General features: G+C 62.7%; 11 protein-coding genes and 2 pseudogenes. 6 read left to right on the top strand and 7 right to left on the bottom strand.

Features of this window, described 5'->3' with window-relative positions; all coding sequences use genetic code 11:
• The first annotated feature begins 283 nt into the window (after positions 1–283).
• The gene (gene purU, locus PC358_RS23025; RefSeq protein ID WP_033702772.1) at positions 284–1,135 is read left to right on the top strand and encodes a formyltetrahydrofolate deformylase; all 852 of its coding nucleotides are present in this window, start codon (positions 284–286) and stop codon (positions 1,133–1,135) included.
• A 50-nt stretch (positions 1,136–1,185) separates the two neighbouring features.
• Positions 1,186–1,419, top strand: a complete 234-nt coding sequence (locus tag PC358_RS28185; protein ID WP_077068743.1) for a hypothetical protein — start codon at positions 1,186–1,188, stop codon at positions 1,417–1,419.
• Here the strand turns inward: PC358_RS28185 and PC358_RS23020 are convergent.
• The 5 genes and pseudogenes from PC358_RS23020 to PC358_RS28495 all read right to left on the bottom strand — a co-directional run.
• Complete coding sequence (locus PC358_RS23020; RefSeq protein ID WP_033702771.1) at positions 1,325–2,317, bottom strand: glucosaminyl phosphatidylglycerol flippase; 993 nt, start codon at positions 2,315–2,317, stop codon at positions 1,325–1,327. The genes PC358_RS28185 and PC358_RS23020 overlap by 95 nt on opposite strands.
• Positions 2,314–3,078, bottom strand: a complete 765-nt coding sequence (locus tag PC358_RS23015; protein ID WP_033702770.1) for an N-acetylglucosaminyl phosphatidylglycerol deacetylase — start codon at positions 3,076–3,078, stop codon at positions 2,314–2,316. The genes PC358_RS23020 and PC358_RS23015 overlap by 4 nt, the downstream gene beginning before the upstream one ends.
• Positions 3,071–4,192, bottom strand: coding sequence for an N-acetylglucosaminyl phosphatidylglycerol synthase (locus tag PC358_RS23010; RefSeq protein ID WP_033702769.1), 1,122 nt, complete (start codon positions 4,190–4,192; stop codon positions 3,071–3,073). Before PC358_RS23010 ends, PC358_RS23015 begins: the two co-directional genes overlap by 8 nt.
• A gap of 167 nt (positions 4,193–4,359) precedes the next feature.
• A pseudogene (locus PC358_RS28500) lies at positions 4,360–4,956 on the bottom strand (methyl-accepting chemotaxis protein); the annotation flags it as partial.
• Positions 4,957–5,217: 261 nt separating this feature from the next.
• Positions 5,218–6,090 (bottom strand): annotated as a pseudogene (locus PC358_RS28495) (HAMP domain-containing protein); the annotation flags it as partial.
• Between the two features lie 311 nt (positions 6,091–6,401).
• Here PC358_RS28495 and PC358_RS23000 point away from each other — a divergent pair.
• Entirely contained in the window at positions 6,402–7,877 is a 1,476-nt protein-coding gene (locus PC358_RS23000) for a helicase HerA-like domain-containing protein (RefSeq protein ID WP_033702767.1), read from the top strand.
• A 52-nt stretch (positions 7,878–7,929) separates the two neighbouring features.
• On the opposite strand, the gene PC358_RS22995 is transcribed toward PC358_RS23000, so the two are convergent.
• Together PC358_RS22995 and PC358_RS22990 are read right to left on the bottom strand one after the other, a co-directional pair.
• Positions 7,930–9,402 carry an inorganic phosphate transporter gene (locus tag PC358_RS22995; RefSeq protein ID WP_033702766.1) on the bottom strand — a complete coding sequence of 491 codons (1,473 nt, stop codon included), beginning with the start codon at positions 9,400–9,402 and terminating at the stop codon, positions 7,930–7,932.
• 314 nt (positions 9,403–9,716) lie between these two features.
• Positions 9,717–9,917, bottom strand: a complete 201-nt coding sequence (locus tag PC358_RS22990; RefSeq protein WP_033702765.1) for a hypothetical protein — start codon at positions 9,915–9,917, stop codon at positions 9,717–9,719.
• Positions 9,918–10,450: 533 nt separating this feature from the next.
• On the opposite strand from PC358_RS22990, the gene pcaR reads away from it, so the two are divergent.
• The 3 genes from pcaR to pcaF all read left to right on the top strand — a co-directional run bounded on the left by pcaR (position 10,451) and on the right by pcaF (position 14,339).
• On the top strand, positions 10,451–11,326 hold the full coding sequence (gene pcaR, locus PC358_RS22985) for a pca regulon transcriptional regulator PcaR (RefSeq protein WP_050506164.1): 876 nt from the start codon (positions 10,451–10,453) through the stop codon (positions 11,324–11,326).
• A 325-nt stretch (positions 11,327–11,651) separates the two neighbouring features.
• Entirely contained in the window at positions 11,652–12,998 is a 1,347-nt protein-coding gene (gene pcaK / locus PC358_RS22980) for a 4-hydroxybenzoate transporter PcaK (protein WP_033702764.1), read from the top strand.
• Between the two features lie 135 nt (positions 12,999–13,133).
• Positions 13,134–14,339, top strand: coding sequence for a 3-oxoadipyl-CoA thiolase (gene pcaF / locus PC358_RS22975; RefSeq protein WP_177326516.1), 1,206 nt, complete (start codon positions 13,134–13,136; stop codon positions 14,337–14,339).
• The last annotated feature ends 129 nt before the right edge of the window (positions 14,340–14,468 follow it).

Raw genomic sequence — 14,468 nt, 5'->3', positions numbered from 1 at the left:
GAGTGTTCCTTTAATACGTGTTCAGAAATGTGTGGGCCAATAATAGACAGGCCATACTCGCAAGTAAACATGGAATTGGGCAATTAACTGTTAATTAAGCTGTGACAACATTTCTCCACGTGAACAAAAATTTACATAAGCCCCTGCATTTTGTCATGGCGATGCGCGGCGGCTTGCCGTGTGTGTGGGCAGGTGCGCACAAGACGCGCCGTGCAATCCATACTGCGTTTTTTCTGGCGGGCCGCTAGAATGAGCGCCTTTGCGAAGTTCTGGAGTCTCATTCATGCGCACCTATCGTCTGGTGATCGCCTGCCCCGACCGTGTTGGCATCGTGGCGAAAGTCAGTAATTTCCTGGCCTTGTACAATGGCTGGATCAACGAAGCCAGCCACCACTCCGATGAACAGAGTGGTTGGTTCTTCATGCGTCATGAAATCCGTGCCGAATCCCTGCCATTCGGTATCGAGGCATTCCGCGAGGCGTTTGCGCCGATCGCCGAAGAGTTCTCCATGACCTGGCGGGTGACCGACTCGGCGCAGAAAAAGCGCGTGGTGCTGATGGCCAGCCGCGAATCCCATTGCCTGGCCGATCTGCTGCACCGCTGGCACACCGACGAGCTGGATTGCGATATCCCGTGCGTGGTGTCCAACCACAATGACCTGCGCAGCATGGTCGAGTGGCACGGCATTCCGTTCTTCCATGTGCCGGTCGACCCCAAGGACAAGGCGCCAGCTTTCGCCGAAGTGTCGCGCCTGGTTCAGGAGCACGCTGCCGATGTGGTGGTGCTGGCCCGCTACATGCAAATCCTGCCACCGCAGCTATGCCAGGACTACGCTGAAAAAGTGATCAACATCCACCACAGCTTCCTGCCGTCGTTCGTCGGTGCCAAGCCCTACCATCAAGCGGCCCTGCGCGGCGTGAAGCTGATCGGTGCAACTTGCCACTACGTGACCGAAGAGCTGGATGCCGGCCCGATCATCGAACAGGACGTGGTCCGTGTCAGCCATGCCGACAGCATCGAAGACATGGTGCGCTTCGGCCGTGATGTCGAGAAGATGGTGCTGGCCCGCGGCCTGCGTTATCACTTGGAAGACCGCGTGCTGGTGCATGGCAACAAGACGGTGGTGTTCGACTGACAGCGACACGGGGCTGCGTAGCAGCCCCGGCAATCCCTGAGTGAAACGCCATGGCCGACCCCCGCGACAAAGCCACCGCCTCACCCCCGCCAACCCTCGGCGAGGGCTGCCTGGCCCGCTATGACCCCGAGGCCCTGAGCGACGCCGACGGCACCGACTTCCCCGGTGCTGCCGAGCTCTGGCGCCAGCTCAACCCGCCTGACGCCGCCAGCGTTCCAGCAACGGACGCGCCAGCAGGCAGACAAACACCGGCCCCCCCGCCAGCAGATAAAAGTAGTAAGTGACCGCACGCCAGATCACGATCGCCGCAGCCGCTGTCGAACTGCCCACCAAGGGCGTCAGCAGGCTTGCCGAGGTCAGCTCGGCAGCCCCCGCGCCGCCTGGCAGCAGGCTGAACTGGCCAGCACTGAGCGAGAGCATCTGTACCAGAAAGCTGGGGATCCACGACAGTTCCACGCCCAAACCCTTGAGCACCAGGTACAGCACGCTGTAGCGCAGGCCCCAATGCACGCAGGTCAGCGTGAACACCAGCGCCAGGGTGCGTTTGGGCAGGCGCCAGGTCTGGGCCAGGGCGTCGATGAAGTGCAGCAGCTTGCGCGCCCAGCGGCGTTTACGGCATTCGGACATGCCCAGGCGGCGCAACAGGCGCCCATTGAAGCGCATCATGGCGCGCCGGTAGCGCAGCAGCCCCAGCACCACGACCAACGCCGAGCACAGCAGCAGCGCGCTGCCCAGCAACATGCTTTGCTGGCTGTGCCCCAGGCTGTGAAACAACGCATAGCCGGCAATCGCCAGCATCGCGCAGAAGAAGAACAGCAGGTCGTTCAGCTGGTCCATGGCGAACACCGCGCCGCTGCGCGCCGGGCCGATGCGGTCCCGCGCCAGCAGGGCCATCAGGGTCAGCGGGCCGCCGCTGCCGCCCGGGGTGGTGCAGATGGCGAACTCGGTGGCCATGACCACGCCGAGGCTGCGCAGGTACTTGAGCTGAGCACCTTGCTGGCCGAGCAGCAGGCGCAGGCGCAGGGCATTTATCACCCAGCACAGCAGGATCATGCCCAGCAGCGTCAGCAACAGGCCGGGGTCGAAGCGTTGAAGCCTGGGCAGCAATTCGCTACCGCCCAGCACTATCGGCACCAGCACGGCGCCCAGCAGTGCCAGGCCCAGCCAGCCCAGGCGGTTCATGCGCTGGCCTGGCCGTCCAGCCAGGCGGACTTGGTCAACGGCACACGGCCCTGTGCCAACAGTGCGCGCAAGGTGCGTAGCCAGTATTCGCGCGACGCCTTGTGGCGCATGTCCACCGGGTGCAGGCCCAGGCGCACGGTGCCGGCTTCACGCCAACGCCGGCATTGCCAGTCGCAAAGCATCTTCGATAGCCCTCGACGCCAAGCACTGCGGGCGCTCCAGACCAGCCCGGGGGCTTCGATGGCGGTGAAGTCCGGCAGGCGGTACAGGTGCTGCGGTGTGCTGGTATAGCGCAGCGGCAGCTGGCGCAATGCCTGGCGCGTGCCTTCGCTCATCAGCCAGGCCGGGGCGACGAAGCCGGCAACCGGCCAGCCTTGCCGGTCGAAAACTGCCAGCCCTTGCTCCAGGCGCTGCAGGGCCTGCTGCTGATCAAGCCCATAGAACTCGCCCTCGTGGGTATAGATGCGGCGCATGAAGAACGCGCCGGGGCTGCGCGGTGGCGTGCCGTCGTCGGCATGGTAGAAACCATGCAGCGCCAGCTCGTCACCCAGCGCCAGGCGCCGTTCGAGCAGGCGGCAGAAGGTTGGCGAGCGGTGCAGGGGGTTGCGGTGGTGAAAGTCCGGCACCACCAGCCAAGTCATGGGCACACCGCCCATCTCATCGATGGCCTGGACGAAGGGTTGGTAGTCGGGCCAGGTCTCGGGGGCGATGTCGTGCAGCACCAGCATTAGGCTGCGGGGGGCGCTGGCGTTTTCAGCCATGGGCGCGCACCAGCGGTTGGTGGCCGAGCACCGCCTGGTAATGCTGCAGCAAGCCGGCCACCACGTTGTCCCATGAATAATGCTGCTCGACATGGCGGCGGGCCTGGCTGCCGAGCGTGCGCACGCCCTCTTCGAACACCTGGCGCACGGCCTGCGCCATGGCTGTGCCGTCGTTGGCCTGGCACAGCCGCCCGCACTGTTCGTTGACGATTTCGCCAAAGGCGCCGGCGCGCACCGCCACCACCGGCGTGGCGCTGGCCATGGCTTCGAGAATGACCAGGCCGAAGGTTTCCTGGTCGCCGGCATGCACCAGCAGGTCGGCACTGGCCATCAGCCTGGCGACCTCTTGCGGTGGGCAGAAGTGGTCGATCACACTGACGTTATCCGGCACATTGACCGGCATGTTGGAGCCGACCAGCAGCAGGTGATAAGGGCGGCCAAGGCGCTGCATGCAGTCGAGCAGCACCGGCAGGTTCTTCTCCCGCGAGCCACGGCCGGCGTAGATCAACAGGCGGCTGGTGTCGGCAATCCCCAGTTCGGCGCGCAGGTGCGGGTCGCGGTGCTCGGGGTTGAAGGTGGCCAGGTCCACACCCAGGCGTTGCACGTGCACGTCACGGATGCCCAGGCGGCGCAGTTTGTCGGCCATCACCTGGCTGGGCGCCAGCACCCGGTCGAAGTTGCCGTACAGCTTGCTGACATAGGCCTCGACATTGGGCGTGAACCAGTTGCCCATGCGGTTGCTGACCAGCAGCGGCAAGTCGGAGTGGTAGAAACCGATCACCGGTACGTCGAGTTGGCGGCGTGCCTCCAGGGCAGCCCAGGCGGTCAGGTAAGGATCGCCGACTTCGATCAGGTCGGGTTTGAGGTTACGCAGCACATTGCACCAGGGCGCCAGACGCACCGGGAAGCGATAGCCGTTGCCGAAGGGCAGGGGCGGCGCGGGCACCTGGTAGATGCCATCGGCGTGTTGCGCGCTGGCGCCGGGGATCAACAGGCTGTGGCGCACGCCTTGCAGGGCATCGAGGCGGCGGTGTTTGGCATCAAGATAGGTACGTACGCCGCCGCTGGCGGGGGCATAGAACATGGTGATGTCGGCGATGTGCACGATCAGCATCCCTCCGGGATCGTCTTCGGGTCTGTCATCCGGCCGTAATGGGCCGGCGATGACACGCCTAAAGGTTGACCTTTCAGAAGGATAGTTTGTTCGATCGAGGTTGGCTGGGGGTGAACCCACTCCCATCAGGTTGCAGTGGGAGCGGGTTCACTCGCGAATCAGGCGGGTCAGATGCGGAAGCTGCCAACCAGGTGTTTCAGGCGCGAAGCCTGTTGCTCCAGGTCCGAACAGGCGCGCAGGGTGGCCTGCAGGTTCTCCACGCCCTCCTGGTTGAGCATGTTGATCTCGTTGATGTCCATGTTGATCGCCTCGACCACGGCGGTCTGTTCTTCGGTGGCGGTGGCCACCGACTGGTTCATGCCGTCGATCTCGCCGATGCGCACGGTCACGCTGTCCAGGCGTTCGCCGGCCTGGTTGGCGATCTGCACGCTGTCCTGGCTATGGCGCTGGCTCTGGCCCATGGTGTCGACCGACTCGCGGGCACCAACCTGCAACTCTTCGATCATGGTCTGCACCTGCTGCGCCGACTCCTGGGTGCGGTGCGCGAGGTTGCGCACTTCGTCGGCGACCACGGCAAAGCCACGCCCGGCTTCACCGGCGCGGGCGGCTTCGATCGCCGCGTTCAAGGCCAGCAGGTTGGTCTGCTGGGAGATGCTGGTGATGACTTCGAGAATCTGGCCGATGTTGACGGTCTTGCTGTTGAGCGTCTCGATGTGCGCACTGGAGGTGACGATCAGGTCGGACAGCCGGTTCATCGCCGCAATGTTGCGTTCCACCACTTGCTGGCCTTCTTCGGCCAGCAAGCGGGCGGAGCTGGCATGTTGCGAAGCCTGGGCGGCGTTACCGGCGATTTCCTGGGCGGCGGCGCCCAGTTCGTTGATGGCGGCGGCGACGCTGTTGGTGCGGTTGGATTGCTCGTCGGAGTTGGTCATCGACGAGTTCGAGGCGCTGATCACGCGCAGGGCCACTTCATTGACCTGTTCGGTGGCCGACGACACTTCGCGGATCGAGCCGTGGATGCGCTCAACAAAGCGGTTGAAAGCGGTGCCCAGGATGCCGAACTCGTCGTGGTTGTGGATGCGCAGGCGTTTGGTCAGGTCACCTTCGCCTTCGGCGATGTCTTCCATGGCGCGGGTCATGGTCAGCAGCGGTTGCATCAGCACGCGAATCAGCAGGCCGAGCAGGCCGATGATGATGACCACCGCAACCAGCGTGGCGATCACCGCCGAGGTGCGGAAGGTGCTGAGCATGGAGAAGGCTTTGTCCTTGTCCACCGACAGGCCGATGTACCAGTTGGCCGACGGCAGGCCTTTGATCGGGGTGAAGGTCAGCAGGCGGGTCTGGCCCTGGGCCTGGACTTCTGTCAGCTCACCGGACAGCGTCGGTGTGTGCTGCGGGAACAGGTCCGACAGCGATTTCATCACCAGGTCCTTGTCCGGGTGAACCAGGATCTTGCCTTGGTCGTTGACCAGGAACGCGTAGCCCATGCCGCCGAAGTTCAGCGAGTTGATGATCTCGACCAGGCCATCGAGGGCCAGGTCGCCACCGACCACGCCCACGCTGTTGGAGACTTTGCTGAGGATGCCAATGACCATCTTGTTGGTGGTCATGTCGATGTACGGCTCGGTCAGGGTTGCACCGGAGGCGTTCATGCCGTCCTTGTACCAGGGGCGAGTACGTGGGTCGTAGCCGTCGGGCATCTTCGCGTCCGGGCGCACGCTGAAACCACCGTCGACCTTGCCCAGGTACACCGTGAGGAAGCTGGTGATCAGGGCATTTTGCCCCATCAGGGTTTCGGCGTCGTTGGGGGCCTGGGCAATGTTCTGTGCCAGGTTCTCTACCAGCTTGATACGGCCTTCGAACAGGTTGCGAATATTGGTCGAAGTGGACTCGCCCATTTCAGCCAGATAGTTCTCCAGGTCCTCCCTGATCGCATTACGCTGGAGATAATCGTTGTAGAGGGTGAAGAGGCTGAAGGCGAGCATCACGATCAGTGACGCGGCCACGAGAATCTTGTGGCTGAAACGAAGGCTTTTGTTCATGGTGTAATCGGTTCCGCTAAGGTTTTATCGGGCGTTCGCACGAATACATCTGCAAGACAGTGCAACATCCCGGGAAGTCCTAGTTGGGTTGTTACTGTGTTCTAGGCGAATATCACCCCGAGGTATCGGCCGATACGCGGCAAAGCTTGAGAAGAGGATGAAAGAAGATGTCAGATCCTTCGCAAATTGTTGTAGGAGCGGGCCTTGATGGCCAGCCTGTCCATCAAGCCATGCGCCTCGCCAACCGCCACGGCTTGGTCGCTGGGGCCACCGGCACCGGCAAGACCGTCACCTTGCAGCACCTTGCCGAAGTGTTCAGTGATGCCGGCGTGGCGGTGTTCGCGGCCGACGTCAAAGGCGACCTGTGTGGCCTGGGCGCGGCGGGCGCGCCGCAGGGCAAGGTGGCCGAGCGCATTGCCGGCATGCCGTGGTTGGGGCATGCACCGCAGGCTTACCCGGTGAGCTTGTGGGATATCGCCGGGGAGTCCGGCCACCCGTTGCGCACCACCCTCAGCGAAATGGGGCCGCTGCTGCTGGGCAACCTGCTTGAGCTGACCGACAGCCAGCAGGCGGCCTTGTATGCAGCGTTCAAGGTGGCGGACCGAGAAGGCTTGCTGTTGCTCGACCTCAAGGACCTCAAGGCGCTGCTTGCGCACCTGAAGGACAACCCGCAGATGCTGGGTGAAGACAGCGCGTTGATGACCAGCGCGTCCACCCAGGCCTTGCTGCGTCGCCTGGCGACCCTGGAACAGCAAGGCGCCGAGGCGCTGTTCGGTGAGCCTGCGTTGCAGCTCGAAGACTTGTTGCGCCCTGGCAGCGACGGCCGTGGGCGTATCCACTTGCTCGATGCCAGCCGGCTGGTGCATGAGGCACCGAAGGTGTATGCCACTTTCCTGCTGTGGCTGTTGGCGGAGTTGTTCGAACAGTTGCCCGAGCGCGGCGATGCCGACAAGCCGGTATTGGCGCTGTTCTTCGATGAAGCGCACTTGTTGTTCAATGGCACGCCCAAGGCGTTGCAGGACCGCCTGGAGCAGGTGGTCAGGCTGATTCGCTCCAAGGGCGTGGGCGTCTACTTCGTCACTCAGTCGCCGGGCGACCTGCCCGATGCGGTGCTGGCCCAGTTGGGCCTGCGTATCCAGCATGGGTTGCGTGCATTCACCGCCAAAGAGCAGAAGTCGCTGCGGGCCGTGGCCGATGGCTTTCGCCCCAACCCCGCGTTCGACAGCCTGGCGGTGCTGACCGAGCTGGGTATCGGTGAGGCCTTGGTGGGTACGCTGGAGGATAAGGGCACGCCCGCGATGGTGCAGCGGGTGCTGATCGCACCGCCGCAATCGCGCATTGGGCCACTGAGTGCCGCTGAGCGCAGTGCATTGATTGCTTCGTCGCCGCTGGTTGGGCGCTATGACAAGCCGGTTGACCGTGAGTCGGCCTACGAAATGCTCACCCAGCGCAAAGGCGAGCCTGTGGAGCCTGCACCCGTGCCTAAGGCCGATGAGGAGAGCTTTGCCGACAAGGCCGGTGACTTCTTGCAGAGTGCGGCAGGGCAGGCGATCAAGTCTGCGGTGCGCCAAGCGGCCAATCAGTTGGGGCGGCAGTTGGTGCGCGGGTTGATGGGGTCGTTGCTGGGTGGCAAGAAGCGCTAGTGAGGCGCATGAAAAAGGCGCCCGAAGGCGCCTTTTTCTACAGCGGTACCGCTCAGCCGATCGCCTTGGACGCCAGCCAGAACAGGCCAGCTGCCAAGCCCATCGAGGCTGGCAGGGTCAGTACCCAGGCCAGCAGGATGGTCTTCACGGTGCCGCCTTGCAGGCCGCTCTTGTTGGCGACCATGGTGCCGGCGACGCCGGATGACAACACATGGGTGGTCGATACCGGCAGGCTGAACACGTTGGCCATGCCGATGGCGCAGGCTGCGGTGATCTGCGCCGACATGCCCTGGGCATAGGTCATGCCCTGCTTGCCGATTTTCTCGCCAACCGTCAGTACCACGCGCTTCCAGCCGACCATGGTGCCCAGGCCCAGAGCCAGGGCAACGGCCACGATCACCCAGAACGGTGCATATTCAGTGGTGGCGGTGAGGTCTTTGCGCAGCTTCTCCAGGTCGGCCTTTTCACGGGCATCCAGGCCTGGCAGCTTGCCGACCTTTTTCGCTGTGTCATCCAGGCAGAGCAGGTAGCGGCGCACTTCAACGCGCTTGTCGGCTTCCAGGGTGTGGTAGTCGGTCACACCCTTGAGCGAAGCCTGCAGGGCCGCGATGGTCGGCTCGGTCTGCTGCGGGTTGCAGCTGAACTGCTCTGGCAGGTCGGTCGACTTGGCCTTGCCCAGTGCCAGGAACTCACCCAGGGTGGCGGCGTTGCGCTCGTAGAACTGGCTCATGTGCAAGGTGGCGTCGCGGGTGCGCTCGATCTGATAAGTGGTGCTGTTCAGGTCGAGTACAAACTTGGCCGGTACGATACCGATCAGCACCAGCATGATCAGGCCGATACCTTTCTGACCATCGTTGGAGCCGTGCACGAAGCTCACGCCCATGGCCGAAATCACCAGTACCAGGCGGTTCCAGAAGGGAGGGTGCTTCTTGTCGTCGAGCTTGCGACGCTGTTCGGGCGTCTTGTGCATCTTCGACAGCGGGCGCCACCATTTCAGGCCGAGCAGCACCAGCGCCGCGACGGCAAAGCCGGCCATTGGCGAGACCACCAGCGACATGGCGATGTCGATCGCCTTCTGCCAGTTGACGCCATCGCCCAGCGGGATGTCGTTGATCAGGGCATTGGCCAGGCCAACACCGAGGATCGAGCCGATCAGGGTGTGCGAGCTGGACGCAGGGATACCGAAGTACCAGGTGCCCAGGTTCCAGGTGATGGCCGCAGCCAGCAGCGAGAAGACCATGGCCAGGCCGTGTCCGGTGTTCACATTGATCAGCAGCTCTACCGGCAACAGGTGAACGATGGCATAGGCCACCCCGACACCACCGAGCAGAACGCCAAGGAAGTTGAACACGCCGGAGAAGAACACGGCGAGGTGCGGCGGCATGGCTTTGGTATAGATGACGGTAGCTACCGCGTTGGCGGTGTCATGAAAGCCATTGATGAACTCGAAGGCGAGTACGAAGGTCAAGGCGAGCAGCAGGCTCACCAACACCCAGGCATCCAGTCCGCTGAATAAATCGATCATGAAGGTTGTCTGGCGGTCATAGGGGGGCGCGATTATGCCAGAAAACCTTGGCAATCGATGCACCTGCGACAGACCGATGGCAGGTATCCAGGTGCGACCAGCAAGCGCAATACCGCGCTATCTGGCAAAGAACTGTCCGATAAAAAACGAGAAATATCACTAAAATCGGCAAATATCTGGAAAACGTACGACGTGGCATTCATTCAAACGGTCGTATGAAATTTGTGTAATTCCATTTCATCTACGACCTCTGGGTAAAGATCGACCGCGCCCGGGCTTGCCGGGCGACGACGCGGATGGCGTGAACCTGGCGCTCAGGGCTTGTCGCTGCGCAGGTCCTTTTCCATTTTTTCCAGTTCCTGGTTGAACGCCTGGTCGCGCACGCTGGCACGCTTGCGCCACGGTTTGCGCTCCGGGTCCGGTTGAGCGGCGTACGTGGTGACTTCACCACCGTAAACATCCTTGTAACGTTCAGCCTGGCGCTCGAGCTCTGCGCGCAGTTCATCTTTCGTCACAGTAGTACCTGAGTAAGTTGAGTTAAGACTGTTGTTGTTTGCTGTACAGCGTACCCCTGTGCATACAAAGACGGCACATGGAAAGCTGCGGGGATGCCATACAGGGCCTGCACACACATGGGTTGAAGCGAAGTGCTGATTACAGCGGTGTGTTCCATTACCCCAGCATCGGGCATTCAACCAAATTGATTATAGCAACCGACCCTTCTTCGAACAGGGGTATTTATGCGGGCCTGACAATGCCGGTCGAAGTTGTCGGTTTCATTCGGCAATGTCTTACGACGTGCGTATAACTTTGAAGGGCGGCAAGGGCAAAAGTTCGTTGCCACGCACACGCGAGGAGGGGAAGTAAAAACGGCCTCGCACAGGGCGAGGCCGTTGCCTGGGACTTCTACGGTGGGTACCTGACCAGTCTCTCCAAAGAAGCCACAAGTGGCAGGAGAAAGGTATAAGCAAAAGTGTCAGCGGTCAATTGCGATTATCGGCCGTTCGTTCGATAATCGCACGAACCAGCGATTTTTTTGAGGTGAGCGATGAGCGACGAAACACCGGCCAACGAATCTGCCAACCCAGAGTCGGCACGCCCTGCCGCCCCCGCACTGGCGCCGCCGATCGTGGCATCGCCGGCCAAGCGTATTCAGGCGTTTACCGGCGACCCGGACTTCATGACCTCGCTCGCCCGGGGGCTGGCGGTGATTCAGGCGTTCCAGGAGCGCAAGCGCCACCTGACCATCGCCCAGATCAGCCACCGCACCGAGATTCCTCGTGCGGCGGTACGCCGCTGCCTGCACACGCTGATCAAGCTGGGGTATGCGACGACCGACGGGCGCACCTATTCGCTGTTGCCCAAGGTGCTGACATTGGGCCATGCGTACCTTTCGTCGACGCCCTTGGCGATTTCCGCCCAGCCGTACCTGGACCGCATCAGTGACCAACTGCACGAGGCGGCCAACATGGCCACTCTTGAAGGCGACGACATCCTTTATATAGCCCGCTCGGCAACCGTGGAGCGGCTGATCTCGGTCGACCTGTCGGTAGGCGGGCGATTACCGGCGTATTGCACGTCGATGGGGCGTATCCTGCTGGCGGCGATGGATGACACCAGCCTGCGCGAGTACCTGGACCGGGCTGATCTCAAGGCGCGCACCAGCCGCACTTTGAATGATGCCGAATCGTTGTTTGCCTGCATCCAGCAAGTGCGTGCCCAGGGCTGGTGCGTAGTGGACCAGGAGCTGGAACAAGGGCTACGCTCCATTGCCGTGCCGATCTATGACGCGTCGGGGCAGGTGCTGGCAGCATTGAATGTCAGTACCCATGTCGGGCGGGTAACGCGTAGCGAGCTGGAACAGCGCTTCTTGCCGATCCTGTTGGCGGCCAGTCGGGATCTTTGCCACCAGTTGTTTGGTTGACGCGCGCAGGGGGCAACCCCCTGCATGCCCCATTATCGAACACGCCCGCCGTTTCCTGTTCGATAAACGCACAATGTCGCTCCCAGCGAATTGCGTCCGCCCCGTCTGCTGATTAATGTCTCTCGCAACGGTCGGCTGTGCCGACCGAACAAGAAAAACTCGAGAGGCACACACCATGACTGCTGTCCCATCGCTGCTGCGGCCGCACCCGCACGCAGTACTGTTGTATCCAGGCTGAAGCAGGCCACCATCATCCTATTACCCAACCCTGTACTTGCGCCCTGAGTGCAGTGGCATGGCTGTGCCCTAATTCTGGATAACAACAATGAACCAACCACACACCAACGTCGGCAGTTGCCTCGACGTTCAGTCGTTCATCAACGATCAGCCGCTGTCCCGCTATCAATGGCGGGTGGTGTTGCTGTGCTTTCTGATTGTCTTCCTCGATGGCCTGGATACGGCCGCCATGGGCTTCATCGCCCCGGCCCTGTCGCAGGAGTGGGGTATCGACCGCGCCAGCCTCGGCCCGGTCATGAGTGCCGCGTTGATCGGCATGGTGTTCGGTGCCTTGGGCTCTGGGCCGCTGGCCGACCGTTTCGGGCGCAAGGGCGTGCTGGTTGGCGCGGTGCTGGTGTTCGGCGGCTTCAGCCTGGCCTCAGCCTACGCGACCAATGTCGATCAGTTGCTGATCCTGCGCTTCTTGACCGGGCTCGGGCTGGGCGCGGGTATGCCCAATGCCACCACGCTGCTTTCCGAGTACACCCCTGAGCGCCTCAAGTCGCTGCTGGTGACCAGCATGTTCTGTGGTTTCAACCTGGGCATGGCTGGTGGTGGCTTCATTTCCGCGAAGATGATCCCGGCCTACGGTTGGCACAGCCTGCTGGTGATCGGTGGCGTGCTGCCGCTGCTGCTGGCGGTGGTGCTGATGGTCTGGCTGCCGGAGTCGGCGCGGTTCCTGGTGGTGCGTAACCGCGGCACGGACAAGGTGCGCAAGACCCTCGCGCCGATTGCGCCGCAGGTGGTGGCCCAGGCGGCCAGCTTCAGCGTGCCGGAGCAGAAGGCGGTGGCTGCGCGCAGCGTGTTTGCGGTGATCTTCTCCGGTACCTACGGGCTGGGCACCATGCTGTTGTGGCTGACCTATTTCATGGGCTTGGTGATTGTCTACCTGCTGACCAGCTGGCTGCCGACGCTGATGCGTGACAGTGGTGCCAGCATGGAAGAGGCGGCCTTCATCGGCGCGTTGTTCCAGTTCGGTGGCGTGCTGAGTGCGGTGGGCGTGGGCTGGGCCATGGACCGCTTCAACCCGCACAAGGTCATCGGCATTTTCTACCTGCTGGCCGGGGTATTCGCCTACGCCGTTGGGCAGAGCCTGGGCAACATCACCTTGCTCGCCACCTTGGTGCTGATCGCAGGCATGTGCGTCAACGGCGCCCAGTCGGCGATGCCGTCGTTGGCAGCACGCTTTTACCCAACCCAAGGGCGTGCCACGGGCGTCTCGTGGATGCTGGGCATCGGCCGCTTTGGCGCAATTCTCGGCGCCTGGAGTGGGGCGACGCTGCTGGGCCTGGGCTGGAACTTCGAGCAGGTGCTGACGGCATTGCTGGTGCCGGCTGCATTGGCAACGGTGGGGGTGATTGTGAAAGGGATGGTCAGCCACGCGGACGCGACCTGAGCAGCGCTGGAAAGTGGAGGGTCAGGGTGACAAATAGTTCGATAATCGCACGGATAGTCGATTATCGGATTGTCACCGACCTGCCAGCCTCCTTAATCTGAACTCACTGATGCACCCTGACCAGGAGTCTCCAAAATCATGCGTGACGTATTTATCTGTGATGCCATCCGCACCCCGATCGGGCGCTTCGGCGGCGCCCTGGCCGGCGTGCGCGCCGATGACCTGGCGGCTGTGCCGCTGAAGGCGCTGATCGAGCGCAACCCGTCGGTGCAGTGGGACCAAGTCGACGAAGTGTTCTTCGGTTGCGCCAACCAGGCTGGCGAAGATAACCGCAACGTGGCGCGCATGGCGCTGCTGTTGGCAGGCCTGCCCGAGAGCATCCCAGGCGTGACCCTCAACCGCCTGTGCGCATCGGGCATGGATGCCATCGGCACGGCGTTCCGCGCCATCGCCAGTGGCGAAATGGAGCTGGCCATCGCCGGTGGTGTCGAGTCGATGTCGCGTGCGCCTTTTGTCATGGGCAAGGCCGAGAGCGGTTACTCGCGCAACATGAAGCTTGAGGACACCACCATTGGCTGGCGCTTCATCAACCCGTTGATGAAAAGCCAGTATGGCGTGGACTCGATGCCGGAAACTGCCGACAACGTTGCCGACGATTACCAGGTCTCCCGCGCTGACCAGGATGCCTTTGCCGTGCGCAGCCAGCAGAAGGCCGCAGCGGCCCAGGCAGCTGGGTTCTTTGCCGAAGAGATCGTGCCGGTGCGCATTGCCCACAAGAAGGGCGAGACCGTGGTCGAGCGCGACGAGCACCTGCGCCCGGAAACAACCCTTGAAGCCTTGACCAAGCTCAAACCGGTCAATGGCCCGGACAAGACGGTCACCGCTGGCAACGCGTCGGGCGTCAACGATGGCGCGGCGGCGTTGATTCTGGCCTCGGCCGAGGCGGTAAAAAAACATGGCCTGACCCCACGCGCCCGGGTACTGGGCATGGCCAGCGCCGGTGTGGCGCCACGGGTGATGGGCATCGGCCCGGTACCGGCGGTGCGCAAGCTGACCGAGCGCCTGGGCGTGGCGGTGGCTGATTTCGATGTGATCGAGCTCAACGAGGCGTTTGCCAGCCAGGGCCTGGCGGTGCTGCGCGAGCTGGGTGTGGCGGACGATGCGCCGCAGGTGAACCCTAATGGCGGCGCGATTGCCCTAGGCCACCCGCTGGGCATGAGCGGTGCGCGTTTGGTGCTGACGGCGCTGCATCAGTTGGAGAAGAGTGGCGGACGTAAAGGCCTGGCCACCATGTGCGTGGGCGTGGGCCAAGGTTTGGCGCTGGCTATCGAACGAGTTTGACCACTACCGGCCTCTTCGTGGGGCAAGTCGGATCGCCGCACCGCTGCCCCCACGGCGGACCACGCATTCTCTGTGGGAGCGGCGGTGCAGCGATTCGATTTGCCCCGCGAAGAGGCCGGTACTGTAAGA

The organism is Pseudomonas capeferrum (assembly GCF_000731675.1).
In the GTDB taxonomy this organism is placed as follows: domain Bacteria; phylum Pseudomonadota; class Gammaproteobacteria; order Pseudomonadales; family Pseudomonadaceae; genus Aquipseudomonas; species Aquipseudomonas capeferrum.
Note: the sequence above shows the minus strand (reverse complement) of the source record. Positions and strands in the feature narration are given on the sequence as shown.